20 protein-coding genes are annotated in these 25,925 nt (G+C 72.9%); 17 read left to right on the top strand and 3 right to left on the bottom strand.

Going from position 1 to position 25,925, the window contains the following annotated elements; translation table 11 throughout:
* Positions 1–221: 221 nt before the first annotated feature.
* Positions 222–1,529 (top strand): polysaccharide deacetylase family protein, encoded by a 1,308-nt coding sequence (locus tag ABT084_RS03420; protein ID WP_351037984.1) that lies wholly within the window; start codon positions 222–224, stop codon positions 1,527–1,529.
* Here ABT084_RS03420 and ABT084_RS03415 read toward each other — a convergent pair.
* Complete coding sequence (locus tag ABT084_RS03415; RefSeq protein WP_351037983.1) at positions 1,495–2,577, bottom strand: ATP-binding protein; 1,083 nt, start codon at positions 2,575–2,577, stop codon at positions 1,495–1,497. The two genes, ABT084_RS03420 and ABT084_RS03415, sit on opposite strands and share 35 nt — an antisense overlap.
* A gap of 109 nt (positions 2,578–2,686) precedes the next feature.
* Here ABT084_RS03415 and ABT084_RS03410 point away from each other — a divergent pair, with 109 nt between their 5' ends.
* A complete protein-coding gene (locus ABT084_RS03410) occupies positions 2,687–3,547 on the top strand; it encodes a Fic family protein (RefSeq protein WP_351037982.1) in 861 nt (286 codons plus the stop codon).
* A gap of 422 nt (positions 3,548–3,969) precedes the next feature.
* On the opposite strand, the gene ABT084_RS03405 is transcribed toward ABT084_RS03410, so the two are convergent.
* Positions 3,970–4,848 carry an HAD family hydrolase gene (locus ABT084_RS03405; RefSeq protein ID WP_351037981.1) on the bottom strand — a complete coding sequence of 293 codons (879 nt, stop codon included), beginning with the start codon at positions 4,846–4,848 and terminating at the stop codon, positions 3,970–3,972.
* 719 nt (positions 4,849–5,567) lie between these two features.
* On the opposite strand from ABT084_RS03405, the gene ssd reads away from it, so the two are divergent.
* The 7 genes from ssd (at position 5,568) to ABT084_RS03370 (ending at position 10,742) form a co-directional block, all read left to right on the top strand.
* Positions 5,568–6,743, top strand: a complete 1,176-nt coding sequence (gene ssd, locus ABT084_RS03400; protein ID WP_351038123.1) for a septum site-determining protein Ssd — start codon at positions 5,568–5,570, stop codon at positions 6,741–6,743.
* Positions 6,740–7,888, top strand: a complete 1,149-nt coding sequence (locus ABT084_RS03395) for a TadA family conjugal transfer-associated ATPase (protein ID WP_351037980.1) — start codon at positions 6,740–6,742, stop codon at positions 7,886–7,888. Before ssd ends, ABT084_RS03395 begins: the two co-directional genes overlap by 4 nt.
* On the top strand, positions 7,885–8,772 hold the full coding sequence (locus ABT084_RS03390) for a type II secretion system F family protein (RefSeq protein ID WP_351037979.1): 888 nt from the start codon (positions 7,885–7,887) through the stop codon (positions 8,770–8,772). Before ABT084_RS03395 ends, ABT084_RS03390 begins: the two co-directional genes overlap by 4 nt.
* Complete coding sequence (locus tag ABT084_RS03385) at positions 8,772–9,566, top strand: type II secretion system F family protein (RefSeq protein ID WP_351037978.1); 795 nt, start codon at positions 8,772–8,774, stop codon at positions 9,564–9,566. Before ABT084_RS03390 ends, ABT084_RS03385 begins: the two co-directional genes overlap by 1 nt.
* Positions 9,567–9,611: 45 nt before the next feature.
* Positions 9,612–9,800 carry a DUF4244 domain-containing protein gene (locus tag ABT084_RS03380; protein WP_502968831.1) on the top strand — a complete coding sequence of 63 codons (189 nt, stop codon included), beginning with the start codon at positions 9,612–9,614 and terminating at the stop codon, positions 9,798–9,800.
* Positions 9,801–9,912: 112 nt separating this feature from the next.
* On the top strand, positions 9,913–10,242 hold the full coding sequence (locus tag ABT084_RS03375; protein WP_351037976.1) for a TadE family type IV pilus minor pilin: 330 nt from the start codon (positions 9,913–9,915) through the stop codon (positions 10,240–10,242).
* A complete protein-coding gene (locus tag ABT084_RS03370; RefSeq protein ID WP_351037975.1) occupies positions 10,239–10,742 on the top strand; it encodes an Rv3654c family TadE-like protein in 504 nt (167 codons plus the stop codon). Before ABT084_RS03375 ends, ABT084_RS03370 begins: the two co-directional genes overlap by 4 nt.
* Here the strand turns inward: ABT084_RS03370 and ABT084_RS03365 are convergent.
* Positions 10,705–13,161 carry a DEAD/DEAH box helicase gene (locus ABT084_RS03365; protein WP_351037974.1) on the bottom strand — a complete coding sequence of 819 codons (2,457 nt, stop codon included), beginning with the start codon at positions 13,159–13,161 and terminating at the stop codon, positions 10,705–10,707. The two genes, ABT084_RS03370 and ABT084_RS03365, sit on opposite strands and share 38 nt — an antisense overlap.
* A gap of 81 nt (positions 13,162–13,242) precedes the next feature.
* Here ABT084_RS03365 and bldG point away from each other — a divergent pair, with 81 nt between their 5' ends.
* From bldG to tmk, 8 genes are all read left to right on the top strand, one after another.
* Positions 13,243–13,584: an anti-sigma factor antagonist BldG gene (gene bldG / locus ABT084_RS03360; RefSeq protein WP_008743037.1), complete on the top strand. Its 342-nt coding sequence runs from the start codon at positions 13,243–13,245 to the stop codon at positions 13,582–13,584.
* Positions 13,585–13,670: 86 nt separating this feature from the next.
* A complete protein-coding gene (locus ABT084_RS03355) occupies positions 13,671–14,129 on the top strand; it encodes an ATP-binding protein (protein WP_351037973.1) in 459 nt (152 codons plus the stop codon).
* Between the two features lie 289 nt (positions 14,130–14,418).
* The gene (locus ABT084_RS03350) at positions 14,419–16,821 is read left to right on the top strand and encodes a sodium-translocating pyrophosphatase (protein ID WP_351037972.1); all 2,403 of its coding nucleotides are present in this window, start codon (positions 14,419–14,421) and stop codon (positions 16,819–16,821) included.
* Positions 16,822–16,971: 150 nt separating this feature from the next.
* Entirely contained in the window at positions 16,972–17,538 is a 567-nt protein-coding gene (locus ABT084_RS03345) for a small secreted protein (protein WP_351037971.1), read from the top strand.
* Positions 17,539–17,659: 121 nt separating this feature from the next.
* On the top strand, positions 17,660–19,186 hold the full coding sequence (locus tag ABT084_RS03340) for a DUF7059 domain-containing protein (RefSeq protein ID WP_351037970.1): 1,527 nt from the start codon (positions 17,660–17,662) through the stop codon (positions 19,184–19,186).
* A gap of 103 nt (positions 19,187–19,289) precedes the next feature.
* On the top strand, positions 19,290–19,487 hold the full coding sequence (locus ABT084_RS03335; protein ID WP_351037969.1) for a hypothetical protein: 198 nt from the start codon (positions 19,290–19,292) through the stop codon (positions 19,485–19,487).
* Positions 19,488–19,731: 244 nt separating this feature from the next.
* Entirely contained in the window at positions 19,732–22,551 is a 2,820-nt protein-coding gene (gene topA, locus ABT084_RS03330) for a type I DNA topoisomerase (RefSeq protein ID WP_351037968.1), read from the top strand.
* A gap of 157 nt (positions 22,552–22,708) precedes the next feature.
* The gene (tmk, locus tag ABT084_RS03325) at positions 22,709–25,864 is read left to right on the top strand and encodes a dTMP kinase (RefSeq protein ID WP_351037967.1); all 3,156 of its coding nucleotides are present in this window, start codon (positions 22,709–22,711) and stop codon (positions 25,862–25,864) included.
* Positions 25,865–25,925: the final 61 nt, after the last annotated feature.

Below are 25,925 nucleotides of genomic sequence, written 5' to 3'. Positions count from 1 at the left end.
GGGCAGGGGTGAAGCGGCGGGAGTATCAACACTCGGTAAATGGATGGTAATGCAGAGTAAAGACCGTGCCTAGACATAGGGGTTAAATGGTCTACGAATTAGCCCAGAAGGGTGATTAAGTATTTTGTCTGGCTTGTCATACCTTTCCCGGGGTGGGCCGCGTGCGACGTTTCAGCCCGAACGTGCGGAACACCGAAACGGGCAAGGGATGAGGTGGGCGGATGATGGCCGCCACGAAGAAGATCGCCGGGGGCCTGGTCGCCACGGCACTGGTCCTGGGCGCGACCGGGTGCGGCGCCTCGGAGCCCGCCAAGCCCACCGGTGCCGGTGGCAGTCAGGCCAGGAAGGGCGCGGCCGCGCCGGAGGCGCCGGGCAGCGTGCTCCGGCTGATCGGCGACGGCTCGACCTCGTACACCGGCACGCAGCCGAACGTGCCCAGGCCGGAAAAGCTCAAGCCCGGCGAGAAGCCGCCGCAATTCGTGGTCTTCTCGTGGGACGGGGCCGGCGAGGACAGCCAGAAGCTCTTCTCGCACTTCCGTGGGGTCGGCAAGCAGTACAACGCGCGGATGACGTACTTCCTCAGCGGCGTGTACATGCTCCCGGAGGAGAAGCGTTCCCTCTACACCGCTCCCCAGCACGCCCCGGGCCGCTCGGACATCGGCTTCGGCGACCTCCAGGGCATCAAGGACACCGCCGAGCAGGTCCGCGGTGCCTGGCTCGAGGGCAACGAGATCGGCACCCACTTCAACGGCCACTTCTGCGGACCCGAGGGCGGCGTCGGCACCTGGTCGGTGGAGGAGTGGAAGAGCGAGATCAACCAGGCCAAGTCCTTCGTGAAGTCCTGGAAGACGAACACGCCGGCCCTCAAGCAGGAGAAGGCGCTGCCCTTCGACTACGACAAGGAGCTGATCGGCGCCCGCACCCCCTGCCTCGAAGGCCAGAAGAACTTCATGCTGGCGGCGAAGGACATGGGCTTCCGCTACGACTCGAGCGGGATCAGCAAGCAGATCTGGCCCAAGAAGACGGACGGCCTGTGGGACCTGCCGCTCCAGCTGGTGCCCATGCCGGGCCGTGCCTTCGAGACGCTCAGCATGGACTACAACTACCTGGTCAACCAGTCCGGTACGACCACCCAGGGCGACCCCTCGCAGCACGCCTACTGGGGTGAGCAGATGCGCGACGGCCTGATGAAGGCCTTCGGCCGCGCCTACGAGGGCAACCGGGCCCCGCTGATCATCGGCAACCACTTCGAGTCCTGGAACGGCGGCACCTACATGCGCGCCGTGGAGGACTCCATCAAGGGCATGTGCACGCAGAAGGAGGTCCGCTGCGTCACGTTCCGCGAGCTGGCCGACTGGCTGGACGCGCAGGACCCCAAGACCCTGGAGTGGATGCGCACGCTCGACGTCGGCCAGGCGCCGAAGGAGGGCTGGAGGAAGTTCCTGACCACGGGTCCGGTCACCCCGCCCTCCGCTCCCGCGGCGCCCGCGGGCGTCAAGCCGGCTGCGGAGTCGGCAGAGGAGAGCTGAGCGGCTCGCCGGACAGCCCTCCGCCGGGTGCTCCCGTGAGGGGCTCGCCGAGCCGCTGCTGACCGAGCCGCTCGTGCAGGACGAAGTCGGGGTCGATCTGGTCCACCAGGTCGACCCCGGTCTTCGCGTTGCCCCAGCTCTCGGCGTTCTTCCGGTGGAAGTGCACCATCTGCTCGGTGTACCGCGCCCAGTCGCGCGCGGCGTAGGAGTCGTCAGCCGCGTCCTGGAGCGTCTGAAGGGCCAGCCGGTTGCTCGCCTCGAGCAGATCGAAGGGGGCCGGTCGGCCCTTCTCCATGGACCGGACCCAGTCGGAGTGCCCGATGGTGACGAGCAGGTCGTCCCCCACCTCGGCGTGCAGGAAGTCGATGTCGTCCTGCCCCTGGACCTTGTTCCCGACCACCTTGAGGGTGATCCCGAAGTCCCGCGCGTACTCCTTGTACTGGCGGTAGACGGAGACGCCCTTGAGGGTCGGCTCGGCGACCAGGAAGGTCATGTCGAAGCGGGTGAACATGCCAGAAGCGAAGGAATCCGAGCCGGCCGTCATGTCGACGACGACGTATTCGTCGGGCCCGTCCACGAGGTGGTTCAGGCAGAGTTCGACCGCCCCGACCTTCGAGTGGTAGCAGGCCACGCCGAGGTCGGACTCGGTGAACGGCCCGGTGGCCATGAGCCGGACGTACTCGACGTCGCCCTCTTCGTGGCCGTCGAGGATGACGGTACGGGCGCACGCCTCGTAGACCGGATTGTCCTCGGCGACGCGCAGCAGCCGGGAGCCGGTGCCGGGCGGGGTGGTCTTGATCATTGTCTCGGCGGACGTGATGCGGGGATTGGAGCCGCGCAGGTATTCCTTGATCAGGGGCAGGTGCGCGCCCATGGCGGGCAGGGCGTCGGCCTCTTCCTCGGTGAGACCGAGCGCGGCGCCCAAGTGCTGGTTGATGTCGGCGTCCACCGCGACGACGGGGGCCTCATTGGCTGCGAGGTGGCGGATGAAGAGGGAGGACAGCGTGCTCTTGCCGCTGCCGCCCTTTCCCACGAAAGCGATCTTCATGTTCACCAAGCGTAGTCGCTCGGTCGCGTGGTGTGGTCGAGGTGAGTGAAGAAGACCACTCCAAGGAGGGGTCGGTGCTATGGGTGAGCAGTGCGTAGGCTCCCTACTTATGAGTAGCGCTTCTGATCCGCTGGCCGCCCTGACGTCGCTCCCCGGTGTTCCGGACGCGGTGGACTCCGTACGCAAGGCCGTGGACCGGGTCTACGGGCACCGGGTGATGCGGCGGCGCGCCGGTGAGATCACCTCGGAGGCCGCACTGCGGGCGGCGCGCGGGAGCGCGGCGCTGTCCGGTGCGGACTGGGCACTGGAGGAGGTGCGGCGGCGCAGTGACTTCGGCTCTGAGGAGCAGGCGCGGACCGTGGGTGCGGCGCTGCGGCTCACCGCCGAGGCCGGGCAGCTGCTGAGCATCTGGCGGCAGTCGCCGATGCGGGTGCTGGCGCGGCTGCACCTGGTGGCGGTGGGGCAGGTGGGCGCGGGTCGGGGCGCCGGGCCGCTCGCCGGTGGCGCGGCGGGGTCGGACACGGTGGGGCGGCCGAGGCTGGCCGGTGAGCCGGTCGACGAGCCGCTGGTGGAGCTTGCGCTGCCGGACGCGCAGGAGGTCGCGGGGCGGCTCGAAGGGCTGTCCGGGCTGATCATCGGCGGGGGTTCGGCTCCGGCCCTGGTCACGGCGGCGGTGGTGCACGGCGAACTGCTGGCCCTGCGGCCGTTCGGTTCGTACAACGGCCTGGTCGCGCGGGCGGCCGAGCGGATCGTGCTCATCAACAGCGGCCTCGACCCCAAGGCGATCTGCCCGGCGGAGGTCGGTCACGCCGAGCAGGGCCGGGCGGAGTACCTGGCGGCCTTCGGGGGCTATGTGTCCGGCACTCCGGAGGGGATGGCTGCCTGGATCGCGCACTGCGGGCGGTCGATCGAGCTGGGTGTCCGCGAGTCGACGGCGGTGTGCGAGGCGCTCCAGCGCGGAGCGGCCTGACCGCTGCCGCCGGGGCGGGCCCGGCTCGCCGGGGGCGGGCGCAAGCCGGGGGCGGGCACAAAGGGATGCGGCGACACCGTCTTGCTTTGGTGTCGCCGCTGGCACTCGCGCCCAGTTACCAAGCGTCCTCGAAGGTTGCCCATCAGGTCGGGAACTCTGCCCGTGGCCTGGTGCGGCTGGCCCGTAATCGACGGGTCGACGTCGCGTGGGTGCTCGGCGTTCATGCATTTTGCTCGGTCCGTGGGCCTTACTGCGGTTAAAGATGATCCTCTCGGATGTTCTTTGGTCTCGCGGGCCGTTGACTCATTTGTACCCCGCTTCCGAGTTAAGCGGAACCCCTTGCCTCACTTCTTTACTTTCCAGGGCGTACCGGAGCGAATCGGACAGGTCGTATCGGTGCTGGTCAGGCGGCTCGGTGCTGGTCAGACGGCGCCGGTGGCGGCCGCGAGGGCGGTGGCCCGGCGGCGGCTGGTGTACCAGACCAGGCCTGCCGTGACCGCGGCCGCGCCAACGGCCGCCGCCGCGATGAGCGCGGGGCGGGCGGGCATGGACAGCCCGGGGACCCGCTGCTTGAGCCGGACCGGCCGGTTGAAGACCAGGACGGGCCACTCGCGGGCGAGTGCCTCCCGGCGCAGCGCCCGGTCGGGGTTGACCGCGTGCGGGTGGCCCACCGCCTCCAGCATCGGGACGTCCGTCGCCGAGTCGCTGTAGGCGTAGCAGCGCGCGAGGTCGTAGCCCTCGGACTCGGCCAACTCCCTTACCGCTTCAGCCTTGGTGGGCCCGTAGGCGTAGTACTCGATCTCGCCCGTGAAGCAGCCGTCCTCGCCGACCACCATGCGCGTGGCGACGACCCGGTCGGCGCCGAGCATCTCACCGATCGGTTCGACCACCTCCGCCCCGGAGGTGGACACGATCACCACGTCGCGGCCCGCGGTGTGGTGGGCCTCGATGAGGGAGGCGGCCTCGTCGTAGATGATCGGGTCGATGAGGTCGTGCAGGGCTTCGGCGACGATCTCCCGGACCTGCTGGACGTTCCACCCCTTGCAGAGCGCGGAGAGGTACTCCCGCATCCGCTCCATCTGGTCGTGGTCGGCGCCACCGGCCAGGAAGATGAACTGGGTGTACGCGGTGCGCAGCACCGCCCGCCGGTTGATCAGGCCGCCTTGGTAGAAGGACTTGCTGAACGTCAGCGTGCTCGACTTGGCAATGACCGTCTTGTCCAGGTCGAAGAAGGCGGCGGTGCGAGGCAAGGAGTGCGGCAAGGGCTGATTTTCCACGCCCCGAGCATATGCGCCCACCATTCGGCGTAAGGAGCGGCGCGTGGGTTTGCCTAAGAGGCCTCTCGGGTACACCATGGAAGTCACGGATCGTTCGCGACCGTGCTAACCCGGTCTGGCTCCTCCCCCCCCGAGTCAGACCGTGGGGACGACCCCCGCTCTCCCCCCCGGCGGGGGTCGTCGCATGTCCGGACGCGGTTCGCGTCCCTGCCTTCGGCCCCAAGTGATCGTTCATCCGGCCCTCCTTGCTCGGTGGGCCTGTGTGGCGAAGGCCCTTCATCCCCTTGAACTCGTGACGCTGTGTAGTGGTTCCGGCGCGCTGTGAACTCACCCGTGTGGGTGTCGAAGTTATTCACAGGCGAGTTCTTGTCCACAGTTTTCGATCAAGATCCACTTGATATCCCCTCATCGCTGCACGGTGATTCCGGGCGTGAAGTCCACGGCCCGGGATTTGCGGTGAGAAAGGGGTGGGGATCATGGCTGGATCCTTCGCAGGATCGACGGCCGGACCGACGGCCGGGCCGGGGGTGGGACCGGTGGCCGGGGCGCCGGGCAGGCGGGCGGCCGGGTCGGTGGCCGGCGCGGGCGCCCGGACGCGGGGCGGGTCAGGGGGCGTTGCGGCGCCCCGGCCGCGGACGCGGAAGGCTGTTCGAACGCTTGGGGAGCCGGAAACGGCGGCGCGGGCCATGCCGCGAGCCGGTGCGGGATCCCGCACCCGGCGGGGCCGGGCGGCTGCCCCCGACATGCGGCCCGCGGTGGGTGGCGGACGCCCGCTGATCGTCACCGAGGATCCGCTGCTGCTCGATGATCTGCTGCGGCTGTGCGCCGCCGCGGGCGCCGAGCCGTACGTCGGCCACTCGGTGCCCGAGCAAAGCGGAACGGGGTGGGCCGCCGAGGCCGGTGAGGCCGGCGGCGCCGAGGGAGGGGCCCTTGGCAACGGCGGTGTGGACACGGCCGCCTGTGGGGGCGTCGGCTGGCAGGACGCACCGCTCGTCCTGGTCGGGGACGACGCCGCTCGGCGGGTGCGCGGAGCGCCCCGCCGGGACGGCGTGTTCCTCGTCGGCCGGGATCTCGACGACCCGCAGGTGTGGCAGCGCGCGGTGGAGATCGGGGCCGAGGAGGTGCTGCGGCTCCCGGACGCGGAGAGCGGGCTCGTCGACCGCATCGCGGATGTGGTCGAGGGCGCCGGGCGGCCCGCGCTCACGGTCGGGGTGATCGGCGGCAGCGGCGGGGCCGGGGCGTCCACGCTCGCCTGCGCCCTGGCGGTGCGGGCCGCCGCGTTCGGGGAGCGGACCCTCCTCATCGACGGCGACCCGCTGGGCGGCGGCATGGACGTGCTGCTCGGGGGCGAGGGTGCGGACGGGCTGCGCTGGCCGGACTTCGCGGGCTCCCGGGGCCGGGTCGGCGCCGACGCGCTGGCGGAATCGCTGCCGGAGCTGCACGCGCTGCGGGTGCTCAGCTGGGACCGCGGGGACCGGGTGGTGGTGCCGCCCGCCGCGATGCGGTCCGTGGTGGCCGCCGCGCGGCGCCGGGGCGGGGTGGTGGTGGTCGACCTGCCCCGGCGGGTGGACGAGGGGGTGGCCGAGGTGCTGGCCCAGTTGGACCTGGTGCTGCTCGTGGTGCCGGGTGAGCTGCGGGCGGTGGCCGCCGCCGGGCGGGTGGCGGCCGGGGTCCGGATGGTGGCCCGGGACGTGCGGGTGGTGGTCCGGGGGAGGTTCCCGGGCGGGCTGGAGGCCGAGGCGGTGGCCGAGTTGCTGCGGGTGCCGCTCGCGGGCGAGGTGCCGCTGGAGGTGGGCCTGCCCGGGCGGGTGGCCGAGGGGGAGACGCCGGGCGCGCGGGGCCGGGGAGCGCTGGCCCGGTTCTGCGACGGCTTCTGGGAGCGGGCGCTGGTTCCTTCCGGTCAGGGGGTGACGGTATGAGCGCGGGGCTGCTGGAGGCGGTGCGCCAGCGGCTCGCGGAGAGCGGGGCGGAGCCGACCCCGGCCCGGGTGGCGGCGGCGCTGCGGGCCCATGGGCGGCTGCTGGGGGACGCGGAGGTGCTGGGCGCGGCGGAGGAGTTGCGGTGCGAGCTGGTCGGCGCGGGGCCGCTGGAGGCGCTGCTGGCCGATCCCGGGGTGACGGACGTCCTGGTGGCGGCGCCGGACCGGGTGTGGGTGGACCGGGGCGGGGGGCTGGAGTTGACCCCGGTGACCTTCGCGGACGCCGAGGCGGTGCGCAGGCTCGCGCAGCGGCTGGCCGCCGTCGCGGGGCGCCGGCTGGACGACGCGCGGCCCTGGGTGGACGCGAGGTTGCCGGACGGGACCCGGCTGCACGCGGTGTTGCCCCCGGTCTCGGTGGGATCCGCTTGTCTGTCGCTGCGGGTGGTGCGGCCGCGGGCATTCACCCTGGAGGAGCTGGTGGCCGCCGGGACGCTGCCTCCGGGCGGCCAGCGGCTGTTGCGGGCGCTGGTGGAGGCCCGGCTCTCGTTCCTGGTGTCCGGGGGCACCGGTACCGGGAAGACCACGCTGCTCAGCGCGTTGCTGGGGCTGGTCGGCCCGGGTGAGCGGATCGTGCTGGCCGAGGACTCGGCCGAGCTGCGGCCCGACCATCCCCATGTGGTGCGGCTGGAGGCCCGGCCGGCGAACCAGGAGGGGGCGGGTCTGGTCACCCTGGCGGATCTGGTCCGGCAGGCGCTGCGGATGCGTCCGGACCGGCTGGTCGTGGGAGAGGTGCGCGGCCCCGAGGTGGCGGATCTGCTGGCCGCGCTGAACACCGGGCACGAGGGTGGCTGCGGGACGGTCCATGCCAATGCCGCCGCGCATGTCCCGGCCCGGATGGAGGCGCTCGGGAGCGCTGCCGGGCTGGACCGGGCCGCCCTGCACAGTCAGTTGGCCGCCGCGCTGTCCCTGGTGATCCATCTGGTCCGGGACCGGAGCGGGCAGCGGCGGGTGGCCGAGGTGCATGTGCTGGAGCGGGACCCCGCCGGACTGGTGGTGACGGTACCGGCGCTGCGCTGGGGTGCGCGGGGTTTCGTCCGGGAGGCGGGCTGGGATCGGCTGCGCCCGCTGCTGGGAGGTGTCCGATGAGCGCGGGGACGCCGCTGGTGTCGGCTCCGGTGTTCGCCGCGGCGCTGTGTGCCGGGGTGGCGGCCTGGCTGCTGGCCGGGGGTGACCGGGGGCCCCGGCGGGTGCGGCTGTTGCTCGCCGGGGCGGGTCCGTTGGCGCCCGGCGGGCCGGTGCCGTGGGAGCGGCTGGCCGCGGCGGTGCGGGTGCGGGCGGCGCGCGGGCCGGAGTGGGGTGCGCTGGTGGCCGGGCTGGTCCTCGCCGTGCTGGGTGGATCGGCGATCCCGCTCGTCGTGGGCGTGGTGGCGGTGCCTGTGGTGCGCAGGCTGCTGCTGGTCCGGCGGCGGGCCCGGGACCGGGAGGCGCGGGCCGCGGAGGTGGTGGCCCTGTGCGGGGCCGTCGTGGGGGAGCTGCGCTCCGGGGCGCAGCCGGGGCAGGCCCTGACGGCGGCGATGCGCCGGACGGTGGCCGGGCCGGGAGGTCCGGGCGCGGCGGAGGCGGGGCTGCTGGCCGCGGCGGCGTTCGGCGGGGACGTGCCCGGTGCGCTGCGGCTGGCGGCCCGGGAGCCGGGCGCGGAGGGGCTGGCCGGGATGGCCGCCTGCTGGCGGGTGTCCGTGGACGGTGGTGCGGGGCTGGCGGCGGGGCTGGAGCGGCTGGAGGGGGCGCTGCGGGCGGAGCGGGACCGGGAGGAGTCGCTGCGGGCCCAGCTGGCGGGGGCGCGGTCGACCGCGGTGGTGCTCGCGCTGCTGCCGCTGGTCGGGCTGTTGATGGGGACCGCGATGGGGGCCGATCCGCTGCGGGTGCTGCTGCACACGCCCTTGGGGCTGGGGTGCCTGGCGGTGGGCGGGGTGCTGGAGGCGCTGGGGCTGCTGTGGTGCCGGCGGCTGATGCGGGCGGGGGAGCGGTGATGGGCGGCTTCGGCTTCGCTTCGGGGTTGCTCGTCCACAGGCTGGGGACGGCGCTCTGCCTCGCGGGGGCCGTGACGTACCTCGGGTCGGCGCTGGGGGCGCGGGTCAGGGAGAGGGCGGCCCGGCGCAGGCTCGCGACGCTGCTCGCGGTGGACCTGGGGCGCCGGAGGTCCACGGCCGGACCGCGGGCCCGGGCCGCGGTGGTGTTGTGGGCGGGGCCGGCCGGGGCGCTGCTGGCCGGCTGGGTCCTGGTCGGCGGGGTGGCGGGCGGGGCGGTCGGGTGCGCGGCGGCCCTCGGGGTGTGGAGATGGCAGCGCAGGGTGCGGGCTTCGCCCGGGGCGGACCCGCGGGAAGTGGCCCGGCAGCTGCCCTTCGCCGCCGACCTGTTGGCGGCGTGCCTGGCGGCCGGAGCGGGGCCCGTGGAGGCGGCCGAGGTGGTCGGGGAGTCCTTGGGCGGGCCGGTGGGCGAGCGGCTGGCCCTGGCCGGGGCGGAGCTGCGGCTCGGCGGCGAACCGGGGGGTGCGTGGGGCAGGTTGGCGGAGATACCGGACGCCCGGGAGCTGGCCGAGTGTCTGGACCGGGCCGCGCGGACGGGGGCGCCCGCCGCGGAGCCGGTGTCCCGGCTGGCGGCGCGGCTCCGGGAGGACCGGGCCCGGCGGGCGGGGGCCAGGGCGCAGCGGGTCTCCGTGCTCATCACCGCCCCGGTCGGGCTGTGTTTCCTCCCCGCATTTCTCTCCGTGGGGGTGGCTCCGGTGGTGATCGGGATGGCTTCCGGTCTCCTCTCCGGCAACTGAAATCACATCAGGAACTCAAATTCACAGGAGGTTGTCATGAGGATCATGTGGGTGCGTGTGCGGGCGGCGCTGCGGGGACGTTGCCGGGACGCGGGAATGTCGACTTCGGAATACGCCATGGGCACGATCGCGGCGTGTGCGTTCGCGGCCGTTCTGTACAAGGTGGTCACGAGTGACGTCGTCGCGGCGGCGCTTCAGTCGACCATCGGGAAGGCGCTCGATGCGCCCTTCTGACAGATGTCCTGACAGATGTCCTGACGGCTGGTCTGGCGGCTGGTCTGGCGGCTGGTCTGACGGCGGGTCCGGAAAGTCCGGGACGGCTCGGGAAAAGGGGGACCGGGGATATGTGACGGCCGAGGCGGCGCTGGTGATCCCGGCTCTGGTGCTTTTCGCGGCGCTTCTGGTCTGGGCGCTGATGGCGGCGGCCGCGCAGATCCGGTGCGTGGACGCGGCGCGGGCGGGGGCGCGGGTCGCGGCCCGTTCCGAACCGGCCGAGGTGGCGCTCGGCGCGGCCCGGGAAGCGGCTCCGGAGGGGGCGCGGGTGGAGCTGGAGCGGACCGGGGACCTGTGGCGGGTCCGGGTGAGCGCGCCCGCCCCGGGTCCGGGGGCGTTGCCGGTGCGGCTGGGGGCCCAGGCGGTGGCGCTGGCCGAGGACAGTGTGGGGCCGCCGCCATGAGCCGGGACCGGGGTTCGGCCACGGTGTGGGCGGCGGTGGTGGCCACGGCGCTCGTGGCGGTGTTCGGGGGCGTGCTGCTGCTGGGCCAGGCGGTGGTGGCCCGGCACCGGGCGGCGGCCGCCGCGGACCTGGCGGCCCTGGCGGCGGCCGCGAGCTGGACCCACGGCCCCGTGGCCGCCTGTGCCTCGGCCCTGCGGGTGGCGCGGGCGCAGGGGGCCCTGATGACGGCCTGCGCGGTGTCGGGGGAGCTCGCGGACGTCACGGCCCGCGTCCCGACGGGCCCGTTCACCCCGACCTCCACCTCCCGCGCGGGCCCCGCCGACCCGAACCCGCCCCGGGCCCCGGCCGCGGGCCCCGGCCCCCGCCCCGGGCCCGTTCGCTCCGGGCCCCGCCTCGGGCCCGTTCGCTCCGGGCCCGTGGCCCCGCCCCGGCCCTCGGCCGGGTTCCCGAACCCGCCCCCGGCTAGGCCGGCGGTGGGGCCGTGGCCAGGAGGTGGGTGAGGAGGCGGATGGCGCCGCGTTTGTGCAGGGGGTCGTTGCCGTTGCCGCACTTCGGGGACTGGATGCAGGACGGGCAGCCGGCCTCGCACTCGCAGGCGGCGATCGCGTCGCGGGTCGCGGTCAGCCAGGCGCGGGCCGTGTGGAACGCCCGCTCCGCGAACCCGGCGCCGCCGGGGTGGCCGTCGTACACGAAGACCGTCGGAAGGAGGGTGTCCGGGTGGAGCGGCACGGAGACGCCGCCGATGTCCCAGCGGTCGCAGGTGGCGAACAGCGGGAGCAGCCCGATGGAGGCGTGCTCGGCGGCGTGCAGGGCGCCGCCGAGGATCTCCGGATTGATCCGGGCCTCGTCGAGCTGGTCCTCGGTGACCGTCCACCACACGGCCCGGGTGCGCAGGGTGCGGGGCGGCAGGTCGAGCTTGGACTCGCCGAGCACCTCGCCGGTGATCAGTTTGCGCCGTAGGTAGGAGACGACCTGGTTGGTGACCTCGACCGAGCCGAAACAGAGCCGTGCCGGGCCCCAGGGGATCTCGGTCTCGGTGTCCAGGACGGAGATGGAGGTGATGTCGCGGGCGGTGGTGGAGTACGGCGGGGACGCCTCCTCGACGAGGGCGACCGAATCCTCCAGGTCCAGGTGCCTCACCAGGTAGGTGCGGCCCTGGTGGAGGTGGACGGCGCCGTCGTGGACCGCGGTGTGGGCGGCCGCCTCGTCCACGGTGCCCAGCAGCCGGCCGGTGGCGGCCTCGACGATCTGCACCGGGCGCCCGCCGTCGCCCCGGATGTCGGTCAGGTCCGAGGCCCGCTCCCGGCGGGTCCAGTGCCAGGCCGTGGCGCGGCGGCGCAGCAGCTTCGCCGCTTCCAGCTGGGGGAGGAGGTCCTGGGCGGCCGGGCCGAAGAGGGCCAGGTCGGGCTCGGTCAGGGGCAGCTCGGCCGCCGCCGCGCACAGGTGGGGGGCCAGGACGTACGGATTGTCGGGGTCCAGGACGGTCGCCTCCACCGGTTGGCGGAACAGCGCCTCCGGATGATGGACGAGGTAGGTGTCCAGCGGGTCGTCCCGGGCGATCAGGACGGCCAGGGCGCCGTGGCCGGAGCGCCCGGCCCGGCCAGCCTGCTGCCACAGCGAGGCCCGGGTGCCCGGGTAGCCGGTGATCAGGACGGCGTCCAGGCCCGAGACGTCCACGCCCAGCTCCAGGGCGGTGGTCGCGGCGAGCCCGAGCAGCTCGCCGGAGTGCAGGGCCCGCTCCAGGGCCCGGCGCTCCTCGGGCAGGTAGCCGCCGCGGTAGGCGGCCACCCGCCCCGGCAGGGACCGGTCGACGGAGGCGAGGCGTTCCTGGGCGATCAGGGCGATCAGCTCGGCGCCGCGCCGGGAGCGCACGAAGGCGACCGTACGGACCCCCTGGACGACCAGGTCGGTCAGGAGGTCGGCGGTCTCCGCGGTGGCCGTGCGGCGCACCGGGGCGCCTTTCTCGCCGCGCAGCTCGGTGAGCGGCGGCTCCCACAGGGCGAAGACGACCTCGCCGCGCGGGGAGGCGTCGTCCGTGATCTCCGTCACCGGGACACCGGTCAGGCGGCTCGCTGAGGCCGCGGGATCGGTCGCCGTGGCCGAGGCGAGCAGGAAGACGGGATCGGCGCCGTAGCGGGCGCACAGCCGCCGCAGACGGCGCAGTACCTGGGCGACGTGGGAGCCGAAGACCCCGCGGTAGGTGTGGGACTCGTCGACGACCACGTAGCGCAGCGCGCGCAGGAAGGAGGACCAGCGGGGGTGGGCCGGGAGTATCCCCCGGTGCAGCATGTCGGGATTGGTCAGCACGTAGTTCGCGTACTGCCGGATCCATTCGCGTTCCTCGACGGGGGTGTCCCCGTCGTAGACCGCGGGCCGGACCGCGTTCCCCAGGGGGCCCGCCAGCTCCCGTACGGCGCGCCGCTGGTCGGCGGCGAGGGCCTTGGTGGGGGCGAGGTACAGGGCGGTCGCGCCGCGCCCGTTCGGCGCCTCGGCGCCGTCCGCGAGGGCGCTGAGCACCGGCGCGAGGTAGGCCAGGGACTTGCCCGAGGCGGTACCGGTGGCGACGATCACCGATTCGCCGTCCAGGGCGTGCTCGGCGGCCCTGGCCTGGTGTTCCCACGGGTGTTCGATGCCGGCTGCCTGGATCGCGGATACGACATCCGTTCGGATGCGATCGGGCCACACCGCATGACGGCCCTCCCGAGGGGGCAAGTGCTCCGTATGGGTGATGCGCGCAGCTCGCGAAGGCCCCCGTGACAGGCGGTCCAGGACCGTGTCGGGGGCGGGTCGCGAGCCCGTTGCAGCCGTGGGCCGACCGGGACGAGGAGAATGGGACATCGGAAGCGAGTGTGTCATCGGCGTGCGGGACAATGGTCCCAAGGCGTCGTGCGCGCCTGTCGGTAAGTGATTGAATGCCATCGCGGCAGCCAATCCCTCCTCTACCTTCGGGTGAGGAGGCCCCTGGGGGGCGCCGCTCGATAGCAAGGTGCTGGAGGATCCGTGGACCTGTCCCTGTCGACTCGCACAGTTGGCGACCGCACAGTCGTCGAGGTAGGTGGCGAGATTGATGTGTATACCGCGCCCAAGCTGCGCGAGCAGTTGGTCGAGTTGGTGAACGACGGCAGCTACCACTTGGTTGTCGACATGGAGCGAGTGGACTTCCTCGACTCCACCGGCCTCGGTGTGCTCGTGGGAGGCCTCAAGCGCGTTCGCGCGCACGAGGGCTCGCTGCGCCTGGTGTGCAACCAGGAGCGCATCCTCAAGATTTTCCGCATCACCGGTCTCACCAAGGTGTTCCCGATTCACACCACGGTGGAAGACGCCGTCAACGCCACCGACTGACGGATCCCGGCAGTAGGAGCGGGGGGTTCCGGGCCACAGAGGTCCGGGCCCCCGTAAGGCACGCCCGTAGTCCGAGGGGGACGCGCATGGCCACCGTTGAACTCCGCTTCAGCGCTCAGCCCGAACACGTCCGGACGGCCCGCCTGGTCGCGGCCGCCGTGGCGCGCCGGGCCGGCGTGGAGGAAGCCGTCCTCGACGAGGTCAGACTCGCCGTGGGCGAGGCCTGTTCGCGCGCCGTCGGACTGCACCGCGGCAACGGGCTCACCGCTCCTGTCCGCGTGGTGCTGACCGAAGAGGAGAAGGTCTTCTCCATCGAGGTCGGCGACGAGGTCCCCGGGCCGGCCGCCGGCACCGCCGCGCGGTCGGCCGACGGCCTGCCCGGCGACTCCGGATCCGCCCCGGCGGAGGCCGACGGCGACGCCGAGGACGAGATGAGCCTCGCCGTGATCAGCGGGCTGGTCGACGATCTGGAAGTGACCAGTGGGGAATCGGGCGGTGTCATCAGGATGAGCTGGCCGACCACCGCCGCCTCCGAACTCCCCTAGGCCGCTCGTGTTTCTCTCCATAGATCTTTAATCCCATCTTCCGATATTTTTTCAAGGCCCTGCTGAGCAGGGCCTTTTTTGTTTTTCTAGATCGAATACCGGCGATCCGGGGCCCGTCCGTGTGCGGTCAATGGGTTTGCCCCATTACTACTTTCGAGGGTAATGGCGTGACGCGATCTATTGCTGAGGAGCAAGAGCAGGCCAATTCCGTTTCCCGCCCCCTGTTTTGATCAGGTGGGGCTCCCTACAATCCGTCCACATCTTGAGCTCATCACGTCAAGGAGGACGAATGACGGGGCTCTTCACCCCTCTCGCGCAAGACAGCACCGCTCAGCTGGCAGCGGCGGTGCTTACCGATGACAATCGGCTTATCGTGATCGTCATCGCGGCGGTGGCACTCGCCGCACTCGTCGTCGCGCAGATCCTGGTCCGCCAGGTGCTCGCCGCCGACGAGGGAACCGACCGGATGAAGGAGATCGCGGCGGCCGTCCAGGAGGGCGCCAACGCCTACCTGGGGCGCCAGCTGCGCACCCTCGGCATCTTCGCCGTCGTCGTGTTCTTCCTGCTCTTCCTGCTCCCCGCCGAGAACTGGACCCAGCGGGCGGGACGTTCCGCCTTCTTCCTCGTCGGCGCGCTCTTCTCGGCCGCCACCGGCTACATCGGCATGCGCCTCGCCGTCCGCGCCAACGTCCGCGTCGCCGCGGCCGCCCGCGAGGCCACCCCCGCCGAGGGCGAACCCGCCAAGGACCTCACCGAGGTCTCCCACAAGGCCATGCGGATCGCCTTCCGCACCGGCGGCGTGGTCGGCATGTTCACGGTCGGCCTCGGCCTGCTCGGCGCGTCCTGCGTCGTGCTCGTCTACGCCGCCGACGCGCCCAAGGTCCTGGAGGGCTTCGGTCTCGGCGCCGCACTCATCGCGATGTTCATGCGTGTCGGCGGCGGCATCTTCACCAAGGCCGCCGACGTCGGCGCCGACCTGGTCGGCAAGGTCGAACAGGGCATTCCGGAGGACGACCCGCGAAATGCCGCGACCATCGCCGACAACGTGGGCGACAACGTCGGCGACTGCGCGGGAATGGCCGCCGACCTCTTCGAGTCGTACGCCGTCACGCTCGTCGCGGCGCTCATCCTCGGCAAGGCCGCCTTCGGCGACCTGGGCCTGGCCTTCCCGCTGATCGTGCCCGCCATCGGCGTCATCACCGCCATGATCGGCATCTTCGCGGTCTCCCCGCGCCGCACCGACCGCAGCGGCATGACCGCCATCAACCGCGGCTTCTTCATCTCGGCGGTGATCTCGCTGGTGCTGGTCGCCGTCGCGGTCGTCGTCTACCTGCCGTCCCGCTTCAAGGACCTGGTCGGCGTCGAGGACGCGGGCATCACCGGCCACTCCGGCGACCCGCGCATCTTCGCGCTCGTCTCCGTGGCCATCGGCATCGTCCTCGCCGCCCTCATCCAGCAGCTCACGGGCTACTTCACCGAGACCACCCGCCGACCCGTCCAGGACATCGGCAAGTCCTCGCTCACCGGCGCGGCCACCGTCGTCCTCGCCGGCATCTCCATCGGCCTGGAATCCGCCGTCTACACCGCGCTGCTCATCGGCCTCGGCGTCTACGGGGCGTTCCTGCTCGGCGGCACCTCGATCATGCTGGCGCTCTTCGCGGTGGCCCTGGCCGGCACCGGTCTGCTGACCACCGTCGGCGTCATCGTCGCCATGGACACCTTCGGCCCGGTCTCCGACAACGCCCAGGGCATCGCGGAGATGTCCGGCGACGTCGAGGGCGCGGGCGCCCGCGTCCTGACCGACCTGGACGCGGTGGGCAACACCACCAAGGCGATCACCAAGGGCATCGCCATCGCCACGGCCGTCCTGGCCGCCGCCGCGCTCTTCGGCTCGTACCGCGACGCCATCGCCACGGCCGTCAAGGACGTCGGCGCCAAGGCGGGCGACATGGGCCTGAGCCTGGACATCTCCCAGCCCAACAACCTGGTCGGGCTGATCCTGGGCGCGGCCGTCGTGTTCCTGTTCTCGGGCCTGGCCATCAACGCGGTGTCCCGCTCCGCCGGGGCCGTGGTCTACGAGGTGCGCCGCCAGTTCCGCGAGCACCCCGGGATCATGGACTACACCGAGAAGCCCGAGTACGGGCGCGTCGTGGACATCTGCACCAAGGACGCGCTGCGCGAACTCGCCACGCCCGGTCTGCTCGCCGTGATGGCCCCCATCGCGGTCGGGTTCAGCCTCGGCGTCGGCGCGCTCGGCTCGTACCTGGCCGGCGCCATCGGCACCGGCACGCTGATGGCCGTCTTCCTCGCCAACTCCGGTGGCGCGTGGGACAACGCGAAGAAGCTCGTCGAGGACGGCCACCACGGAGGCAAGGGCAGCGAGGCCCACGCCGCGACCGTCATCGGCGACACCGTTGGCGACCCGTTCAAGGACACCGCCGGTCCCGCGATCAACCCGCTGCTCAAGGTGATGAACCTGGTGGCGCTGCTGATCGCCCCGGCCGTCGTGCAGTTCAGCTACGGCTCCGACGCCAGCGCGACCGTCCGCGCGGTCGTCGCCGTCGTCGCGATCATCGTGATCGTCGGCGCGGTGTACGTGTCCAAGCGGCGCGGCATCACGGTCGGCGACGACGCGGGCAGTGACGCCGCCGAGCGGGTGGCCCAGCCGACCGACCCGGCGGTGGTCTCCTGACCGTAGGCCGACCAGCTCCTTGGGGGCTCGCGGTAAGGGACCGAATGGCGGACGGGCGGCGCGGACTGACGCGCCGTCTGTCCGTCTTTCCGCTTATCCGGATGCAGACGTGTATCTTCCGGGCCGAGAGCCTTGGAAGGGACCGATCCGGTGAACAAGAAGTTTGCGGCCGCCTTGTCCGGCGGCGCGGTACTGATGCTCGTGCTGTCCGGTTGCGGTGACGACGGCGGCAACAAGACCGACGACTGGGCCAAGAAGGTCTGCGACAAGTGGCAGCCCGAACTCAAGAAGATCGAGGGAGCCAACGCCGACATCAAGCGCGTGGCGACCGAGAGCAGCAAGCCCGAGGACGTGCAGAAGACCGACGCGGGCGCGTTCCAGACCATGTCCGACTCCTACAAGGCCATGGGTGGCGCCCTGACGAGCGCGGGAGTTCCCCCGGTCAAGGACGGTGACGCGACCCAGAAGGCCGCCGTCAAGGGCTTCGAGGACACGTCCAAGGGCTATGCGGACCTCAAGACGAAGATGGACGCCCTCGATCCCAAGGATCAGGGCAAGTTCGCCGAGGGCCTCAAGACCATCGCCAGCGGCCTCGACCAGACCACCCAGGGTGGCAAGGCGGCCCTGGAGAAGCTGAAGGCGGGCGGCCTCGACAAGGCCATGAACGGCCAGAAGGGCTGCCAGGTCACGGCGGCCCCGGAGCCCTCCAAGAGCTGAGCGCCCGCCTGCTGACAGGGCGTACGCCGATCAGGGCGGCCGGGACCGGATGCGGACCCGGCCGCCCTGCCCGTGTCCGCGCGTCGCACGGATTGTCGGTCACAGCGGCCACAATGGGCGGGTGAGTACCACCGGTCTTCCCCGCCTGCCCTCGCCCGACCGCGCCGCCGCACTGCGTACGGCCCTGCTCGCCGCGGGCTTCACCGCCGACGGCCTGCTCGACCTGCTCGGCGCCCCCGCCTACGCCGCGCTGGCCCGCAGCGAGACGGTCCCCGCCCTGCGCGCCACCCGGGGCGACGGCCCGCTGGCGAGCCTGGTGCGGCTGTTCCTGCTCCAGCGGCCCGTGCCGTACGACCGGGCCGCGGCCGCGCTGCCCGTCGAGGAGGCGCTGGCCGACGGCTGGGTGCGCCGCTCGGGGGACGAGGTACACGCCGTCGTCGACGTCCGGCCGTACGGCGGCCCGGACGGCGAGGACTGGTTCATCGTCTCGGACCTGGGCTGCGCGGTCGGCGGGGCCGGGGGCATCGGCAGCCGGGAGGAGGGCGTGGTCCTCGGCGTCGGCGGCGCCTCCACCACCCTGGCGGGGATCACCGTCCGCACCCCGGTCGGCTCGGCCCTCGACGTCGGCACCGGATCCGGCATCCAGGCGCTGCACGCGGCGCAGCACGCGACCCGGGTCACGGCCACCGACGTCAACCCGCGCGCCCTGGACTTCACCCGTCTGACACTCGCGCTGTCGGGGGCCCCGGAGGCGGAGCTGCTCGCCGGTTCGCTCTTCGAGCCGGTCGGCGGGGCGACCTACGACCTGATCGTGTCCAACCCGCCCTTCGTGATCTCTCCCGGGGCCCGGCTGACCTACCGGGACGGCGGGATGGGCGGCGACGACCTGTGCCGTGCGCTGGTCCAGCAGGCCGGCGACCGGCTGAATCCGGGCGGATACGCGCAGTTTCTGGCCAACTGGCAGCACGTCGACGGCGAGGACTGGCACGACCGGCTGCGTTCCTGGGTGCCCAAGGGCTGCGACGCGTGGATCGTGCAGCGTGACGTGCAGGATGTGACGCAGTACGCAGAACTCTGGCTGCGGGACGCGGGCGACCACCGCGACGATCCGGAGGCGTACGCACGGCGCTACGAGGCCTGGCTGGAGGAGTTCGAGGCCCGCCGGACCCGGTCCGTCGGCTTCGGCTGGATCACCCTGCGGCGGACGGACGCGGAGGTTCCGTCGATCGTGGTCGAGGAGTGGCCGCACTCGGTGGAGCAGCCGCTCGGAGACACCGTCCGGGCCCATTTCGCCCGCCAGGACTACCTGCGCGCACACGACGACGCCGCGCTGCTGGAGGGGCACTTCCGGCTCGTCGAGGAGGTCGTCCAGGAGCAGGTCGGCGCGCCCGGCGCCGAGGATCCCGAGCACGTCGTGCTCCGGCAGAACCGCGGGATGCGGCGCGCCACGAAGGTGGACACGGTCGGCGCGGGCTTCGCCGGAGTGTGCGACGGCTCACTGAGCGCGGGGCGGATCCTCGACGCGATCGCCCACCTGGTCGAGGAGGATCCGGTGGTGCTGCGCGACCGTACGCCGGAGGCGATCCGGCTGCTGGTGGAGCAGGGATTCCTGGAGCCGGCGGAGTCCGTGGAGCCCGCGAAGCCGTGAGTTAACCCGGGGTTGGCGCGCCGTACGCCCGGGGCTGGAAAGGTCCGGACCGGGGGAGTCCGGGGGGACTCCGGGGAGCGGCTCACCGGGCGGGGGAAACGGCGTGGAAAGTGGTCCGGCGGTCTTCGCGGCGGCCGTGTTCCTGCTGTTCGGAGCCGCCCTGCTGACCTGGACGGGGGTGCGCGCCCGGCGCCGCGAGCCGATCGCCGACGGGGTGCGCCAGGCCGTGGCCGTACCGGTCGCCGTGCTGGCCGGCGGGGTGTCCCTGGCCGTCGGGGCGTGGTGCCTCGGCCGGCTCTGAGCCGGGCGCGCCGGGCGGCGCGGGCGGGCGGTCCGCGGGCGGGGCCAGACAGCCCTCCGGGGAACCCCGCACGGTGGTCGGGACGGGGCCGCCGAAGCATCCGGGCGGCAGAAGTGGCACTTGTCGGGTTACCGTTCGAGTGGCCGTTGCGGGCTCGTGCCGTTTGACACGGGGGCGGGTTGTACCGTCACACTCCGCAGCGTCGCCGTACCGCGACCAGTGCCGACCGGAGAGAAGAGCCAAGTTGTCCCCGACTAGCGAGACCGCAAAGGGCGGCCGCCGACTCGTCATCGTCGAGTCTCCAGCCAAGGCGAAGACGATCAAGGGCTACCTCGGCCCGGGGTATGTCGTCGAGGCGAGCGTCGGGCACATCCGCGACCTCCCGAACGGCGCGGCCGAGGTTCCCGAGAAGTACACGGGTGAGGTCCGCCGTCTCGGCGTGGACGTCGAGCACGACTTCCAGCCGATCTACGTCGTCAACGCGGACAAGAAGGCGCAGGTCAGGAAGCTCAAGGAGCTGCTGGCCGAGTCCGACGAACTCTTCCTCGCCACCGATGAGGACCGCGAGGGCGAAGCCATCGCGTGGCACCTGCAGGAAGTCCTCAAGCCCAAGGTCCCCGTCCACCGGATGGTCTTCCACGAGATCACCAAGGACGCGATCCGCGACGCCGTCGCCAACCCGCGCGAGCTGAACCAGCGCATGGTCGACGCCCAGGAGACCCGCCGCATCCTCGACCGCCTCTACGGCTACGAGGTCTCGCCGGTCCTGTGGAAGAAGGTCATGCCGCGGCTGTCGGCGGGCCGCGTCCAGTCGGTGGCCACCCGCATGGTCGTCGAGCGGGAGCGCGAGCGCATCGCCTTCCGCTCCGCCGAGTACTGGGACCTGACCGGGACGTTCTCCACCGGCCGCGCCGGTGACGCCTCCGACCCGTCCTCGCTCGTCGCCCGCCTGGCCACGGTCGACGGCAAGCGCGTGGCCCAGGGCCGCGACTTCGGTTCCACCGGGCAGCTCAAGAGCGAGGTGCTGCACCTCGACGAGGCGAACGCCCGCTCCCTGGCCGCCGCCCTCGCCGAGACCGCCTTCGCGGTCCGCTCGGTCGAGTCCAAGCCGTACCGCCGCTCCCCGTACGCGCCGTTCCGTACGACCACGCTCCAGCAGGAGGCCTCGCGCAAGCTCGGCTTCGGTGCGAAGGCGACCATGCAGGTGGCGCAGAAGCTGTACGAGAACGGCTTCATCACCTATATGCGTACGGACTCCACGACGCTGTCCGAGACGGCCATCACGGCCGCCCGGGCGCAGGTCACCCAGCTCTACGGGGCCGAGTACCTGCCGGAGAAGCCGCGCGTCTACGCCGGCAAGGTCAAGAACGCGCAGGAGGCGCACGAGGCGATCCGGCCTTCGGGTGATCGTTTCCGCACGCCCGCCGAGACCGGTCTGAGCGGCGACCAGTTCCGCCTGTACGAGCTGATCTGGAAGCGGACCGTCGCCTCCCAGATGAAGGACGCGGTCGGCAATTCGGTCACCGTCAAGATCGGCGGCCGGGCGAGCGACGGCCGCGACGCCGAGTTCTCCGCCTCCGGCAAGACGATCACCTTCCACGGCTTCATGAAGGCCTACGTCGAAGGCGCCGACGACCCGAACGCCGAGCTGGACGACCGCGAGAAGCGGCTGCCCCAGGTCGCCGAGGGCGACGCGCTGTCCGGCGAGGACATCACGGCCGACGGCCACTCGACCAAGCCCCCGGCCCGCTACACCGAGGCCTCGCTGGTCAAGGAGCTGGAAGAGCGCGAGATCGGCCGCCCGTCGACGTACGCGTCGATCATCGGCACGATCCTCGACCGCGGCTACGTCTTCAAGAAGGGCACGGCCCTCGTGCCGTCCTTCCTGTCGTTCGCCGTGGTGAACCTGCTGGAGACGCACTTCGGCCGGCTCGTCGACTACGACTTCACCGCCAAGATGGAGGACGACCTCGACCGCATCGCGCGGGGCGAGGCCCAGTCCGTGCCGTGGCTCAAGCGGTTCTACTTCGGCTCCGAGGACGCCTCCGAGGTGGTCCCGGCCAACGGCGACCACCTGGGCGGCCTCAAGGAGCTGGTCACCGACCTCGGCGCGATCGACGCCCGGGAGATCTCCTCCTTCCCGGTCGGCGAGGGCATCGTGCTCCGCGTGGGCCGCTACGGGCCGTACGTCGAGCGCGGCGAGAAGGACTCCGAGGGCCACCAGCGGGCCGACGTACCGGAGGACATGGCTCCGGACGAGCTGACCGTCGCGTACGCGGAGGAGCTCTTCGCGAAGCCGAGCGGCGAGTTCGAGCTGGGCAAGGACCCGGTCAGCGGGAACGAAATCGTCGCGAAGGACGGTCGCTACGGGCCGTACGTGACGGAGATCCTCCCCGAGGGCACCCCGAAGACCGGCAAGAACGCGGTCAAGCCGCGGACGGCCTCGCTCTTCCAGTCGATGAGCCTCGACACGGTGACGCTGGAGGAGGCCCTCAAGCTGATGTCGCTGCCGCGCGTCGTCGGCGTGGACGCCGAGGGCGTCGAGATCACCGCGCAGAACGGCCGCTACGGCCCGTACCTCAAGAAGGGCACGGACTCGCGCTCCCTGGAGACCGAGGACCAGCTCTTCTCGATCACGCTGGAAGCGGCGCTGGCGATCTACGCCCAGCCGAAGCAGCGGGGCCGGGCCGCGGCCAAGCCGCCGCTGAAGGAGCTGGGCACCGACCCGGTCAGCGAGAAGCCGGTGGTGGTCAAGGACGGCCGCTTCGGGCCGTACGTGACGGACGGCGAGACGAACGCGACGCTGCGGCGGGACGACGACGTCGAGACGATCACGCCGGAGCGGGGCTACGAGCTGCTCGCGGAGAAGCGGGCGAAGGCCCCGGCGAAGAAGACCGCCAAGAAGGCCCCGGCGAAGAAGGCCCCGGCGAAGAAGGCCCCGGCCAAGAAGGCGACCGCGGCCAAGACGACGGCCGCCAAGAAGACGACGGCCACGAAGAAGACGGCCGCCGCGAAGAAGACGACGGCGAAGAAGACGGCCGCCGCCCCGGCGTCGGACGACTGACCCCGCCGTATCCCGTGCCACCTGAGGGCCCCGCGCCGTGTGCGCGGGGCCTTCGGCGTGTGCGGCGGGGTCTTCGGGGCCGGGACCCCGGCCCCGGGGCACGGGACCTTGTCCACAGCCCTCCGCACCCGCCAAGCGCAGCGGATAGGCTGGGCGGATGACGCGAGCCGAGCAGCCAACGGTCGTCACGGCCCCCGAGACTCCCACCCCGCCCCCGACCTACGACGAAGCCCTCGCCGCGGACTCCCGCGAGCGCGCGGTGCGCGCCTTGCTGCGCACTCCCAGGCTGCGCCGCCTGTGGAGCGCCCAGCTGGTGAGCGGCGTCGGCGACATGCTCGCGCTGCTGGTCCTGGTCCTGCTGGCGCTTCAGGCCGCCGTCGAGGAGGGCACGTTCGGCGACGGCACGCGGGGCCCCGCGCTCGTCGTCGCGGCCGTCCTCGGCGTCCGCGTCCTGGCCACCGTGATCTTCGGCGCGGTGCTGCTCGGTCCGCTGGCCAAGCTCACGGCCCCGGGCGGCACGCTCGACCGGCGCTGGACGATGGTCGGCGCCGACGGGGTCCGCCTCGTGCTGTTCGTCGTGGCTCCGCTGTGGCTCGACTGGCTCCCGGAGCACGCGCTGACCGTGCTGTTCGCCACCGTCTTCGTCTCCGGCGCCGCCGAGCGGCTGTGGACCCTGGCCAAGGAGAGCGCCGCCCCGGCCCTGCTGCCCGGGCCGCCGCCCGAGGGCGCGACCGTACGGCCGCTGCCGGACCACCTCGACACGCTGCGGCGCCTGACCCTGCGTACGGCGTTCGCCGCGCTGCCCATCGCCGCCGCCGCGCTGCTCGCGGCCACCCTGGTCGGCCGGGCGCTCGGCCTCGGCGTGGACTGGTTCGCCGCGAACCAGGCCGCGCTGGGCTCGTACGTCGCCGCCGGACTGTTCGCCGCCTCCGTCTCGCTGCTGCTCCCGCTGGTGCTGCCCGATGCGAAGACCCCGCGCCCGCGCTCCCCGCTGGAGGGGCTGCGCGCGCCGAAGGCCGGTGACCGCCCGGAGAAGGGGCGTACGGGCGCCATCCGGCTCCTGGTCGGCGCCTGTGCGGCGGTCGCCGGAGCCGTGGCCTGCGCCGTCGGCGTCGCCGCGCTGCACGCGTACGACCTGGCCGGCGGCCCCGCCACCTTCGCCCTGCTGGTGCTCGCGCTGGCCGGCGGCACCGCCGTCGGGATCCGTCTCACCCAGGCCGGGAAGATGCTGCCCGCGCTCTCGCGGCGCCGCCTGCTGGCCCTGGCGCTCGGCGTCACCGGCGTCGCGCTGATGCTGACCGGGCTGGTCGAGGACACCGCGACCGTCCTGTTCCTGACCCTGCTCGCCGGTACCGGCGCGGGCGTGGCGGCCAACACCGGACACACCCTCCTGGACCAGGAGACCGAGGAGTTCCGCCGGACCCGGCTCACCGAGCACCTGCACGCGGCCGTCCGGGTCGCGGTCGGCCTCGGCGCCGTCGGCGCCCCGGCGCTGGCCGCCCTGATCGGCCCGCACCGGCTCGCGGTCGGCAAGGTCGTCTTCGACCACGGCGGCGCGGCCTTCGTCCTGATGCTGGTCGGCGCGCTGCTGCTGCCGGTGTCCGTGGTCGTACTGATCAAGGCGGACGACCGCCGGGGCGTCCCGCTGCGCCGCGACCTGCGCGAGGCGCTGCGCGGCGGCGAGCCGGTGCAGGCCGCGGCCGCCACCGGGTTCTTCATCGCCCTGGAGGGCGGCGACGGCGCCGGGAAGTCCACCCAGGTGCAGAAGCTCGCCGAATGGATACGCGGCAAGGGCCACGAGGTCGTCGTCACGCGCGAGCCGGGGGCGACCCCGGTGGGCAAGCGGCTGCGCTCGATCCTGCTGGACGTCTCCTCGGCCGGGCTCTCGAACCGCGCCGAGGCGCTGCTGTACGCCGCGGACCGCGCGGAGCACGTGGACACGGTGATCCGGCCCGCCCTGGAGCGGGGCGCGGTCGTCATCTCCGACCGGTACATCGACTCCTCCGTCGCCTACCAGGGCGCGGGCCGTGACCTGTCGCCGACCGAGATCGCCCGGATCTCGCGCTGGGCCACGGACGGGCTGGTGCCGAACCTGACGATCCTGCTGGACGTCTCCCCGGCCACGGCCCGGGAGCGGTTCACGGAGGCGCCGGACCGGCTGGAATCGGAGCCCCAGGAGTTCCACCAGCGGGTGCGGTCCGGGTTCCTGACCCTGGCGGCGTCCGACCCCGGCCGCTATCTGGTGGTGGACGCGGGCCAGGACCCGGAGTCGGTGGCCACCGTGGTCCGGCACCGGATGGACCGGATGCTCCCGCTGTCCGAGGCCGAGGTGGCGGCGCAGATCGAGGCGCGCCGCCTGGCCGAGGAGGAGGCGCGGCGGGCCGCCGAGGCGGAGGCCGCGCGCAAGGCGGAGGAGGCGCGGCTGCGCGCCGAGGAAGAGGCCCGCAAGGCACGGGAGGCGGAGGCCGCCCGGCTCGAGGCCGAGGCGGAGGCCGCCCGCACGGCGCGCGAGGAGCGGCTGCGCGCCGAGGAGGAGGCCCGGGCCCGGGCGGAGGCCGAGCGGCTGCGCGTGGAGGCCGAGGCGAAGGCCCGCGCGGTGGAGCAGGAGCGGCTGCGCAAGCAGGCGGAGGAGGAGGCGCGGCTGCGCGCCGAGGCCGAGGAGCGCCGCCTGGAGAAGCAGCGGCGGGCCGAGGAGGCCCTGCTGAGGTCGGAGGAGGCGCGGCGGCTGGCCGAGGCCGCGGCGGCCACTGCCGCGAAGGCCGCCGCTGATGCCGCTGCCGAGGCCGCTGCGACGGCTGCCGCCACGGCGGCCGAGGGGCCCGCGCGGCGGGTCGACATGGTCAAGGAGGACGCGCGGGGCGCGGAGCCGGGTACCGGCGCGCATCCGGCGGACGCGATCACGGTGGCCACCCCGGTGGTGAAGCCGGACGACATCACCCAGACTGTCCCCGTCCCGAAGTTCACCCCGCCGGTCTCCGGGCCGGTTTCCGCGCCGGTCTCCCCGAACGAGGAGACGGCCGTGCTGCCGCCGGTCCGGCACTCCGACCCGACGGCCCGGGTGCCGCAGCGGATCTTTCGGGATTCGGCGGCCGACCAGGGCAGCGGCCCCGGCGACGGCGGCGAGGGCGGTGGCAACGGCAACGACGTCACCCGGGAGCTGCCCCTCGTCGACGGCTCCGGCCACCCGCGCCGCCGCTCGGACTGGGCGGAGGAGACGCCGATGGACGATCTGCCGACGCTCGCGGACGAGCTGCTCGGCCCGCACCGGCGGGACGACGAAGACGGCGACGAGGGCCGCCCGCGCCGCCGCTGACCTGCCCGGCGGGCGGGCCGGGAGGTCCGTCGGCCGGGATTGTCAGTGGGCCCCGGCACAA

It is taken from the genome of Streptomyces sp. NPDC002138 (assembly GCF_040296485.1).
Lineage (GTDB): Bacteria > Actinomycetota > Actinomycetes > Streptomycetales > Streptomycetaceae > Streptomyces.
This window is presented reverse-complemented; position numbering and strand designations above follow the sequence as displayed.

Bases quoted from the DNA above. Each gene is read 5' to 3' on its own strand.
- ABT084_RS03395 (WP_351037980.1), top strand. From the start codon at position 6,740: ATGAGCGCGGGGCTGCTGGAGGCGGTGCGCCAGCGGCTCGCGGAGAGC.
- ABT084_RS03390 (WP_351037979.1), top strand. From the start codon at position 7,885: ATGAGCGCGGGGACGCCGCTGGTGTCGGCTCCGGTGTTCGCCGCGGCG.
- ABT084_RS03405 (WP_351037981.1), bottom strand. From the start codon at position 4,848: ATGGTGGGCGCATATGCTCGGGGCGTGGAAAATCAGCCCTTGCCGCAC.
- ABT084_RS03415 (WP_351037983.1), bottom strand. From the start codon at position 2,577: ATGAAGATCGCTTTCGTGGGAAAGGGCGGCAGCGGCAAGAGCACGCTG.
- tmk (WP_351037967.1), top strand. From the start codon at position 22,709: ATGACGCGAGCCGAGCAGCCAACGGTCGTCACGGCCCCCGAGACTCCC.
- ssd (WP_351038123.1), top strand. From the start codon at position 5,568: ATGCGGCCCGCGGTGGGTGGCGGACGCCCGCTGATCGTCACCGAGGAT.
- ABT084_RS03410 (WP_351037982.1), top strand. From the start codon at position 2,687: ATGAGTAGCGCTTCTGATCCGCTGGCCGCCCTGACGTCGCTCCCCGGT.
- ABT084_RS03355 (WP_351037973.1), top strand. From the start codon at position 13,671: ATGGCCACCGTTGAACTCCGCTTCAGCGCTCAGCCCGAACACGTCCGG.
- ABT084_RS03420 (WP_351037984.1), top strand. From the start codon at position 222: ATGATGGCCGCCACGAAGAAGATCGCCGGGGGCCTGGTCGCCACGGCA.
- ABT084_RS03385 (WP_351037978.1), top strand. From the start codon at position 8,772: ATGGGCGGCTTCGGCTTCGCTTCGGGGTTGCTCGTCCACAGGCTGGGG.
- ABT084_RS03350 (WP_351037972.1), top strand. From the start codon at position 14,419: ATGACGGGGCTCTTCACCCCTCTCGCGCAAGACAGCACCGCTCAGCTG.
- ABT084_RS03380 (WP_502968831.1), top strand. From the start codon at position 9,612: ATGTGGGTGCGTGTGCGGGCGGCGCTGCGGGGACGTTGCCGGGACGCG.
- ABT084_RS03365 (WP_351037974.1), bottom strand. From the start codon at position 13,161: ATGGCATTCAATCACTTACCGACAGGCGCGCACGACGCCTTGGGACCA.
- ABT084_RS03370 (WP_351037975.1), top strand. From the start codon at position 10,239: ATGAGCCGGGACCGGGGTTCGGCCACGGTGTGGGCGGCGGTGGTGGCC.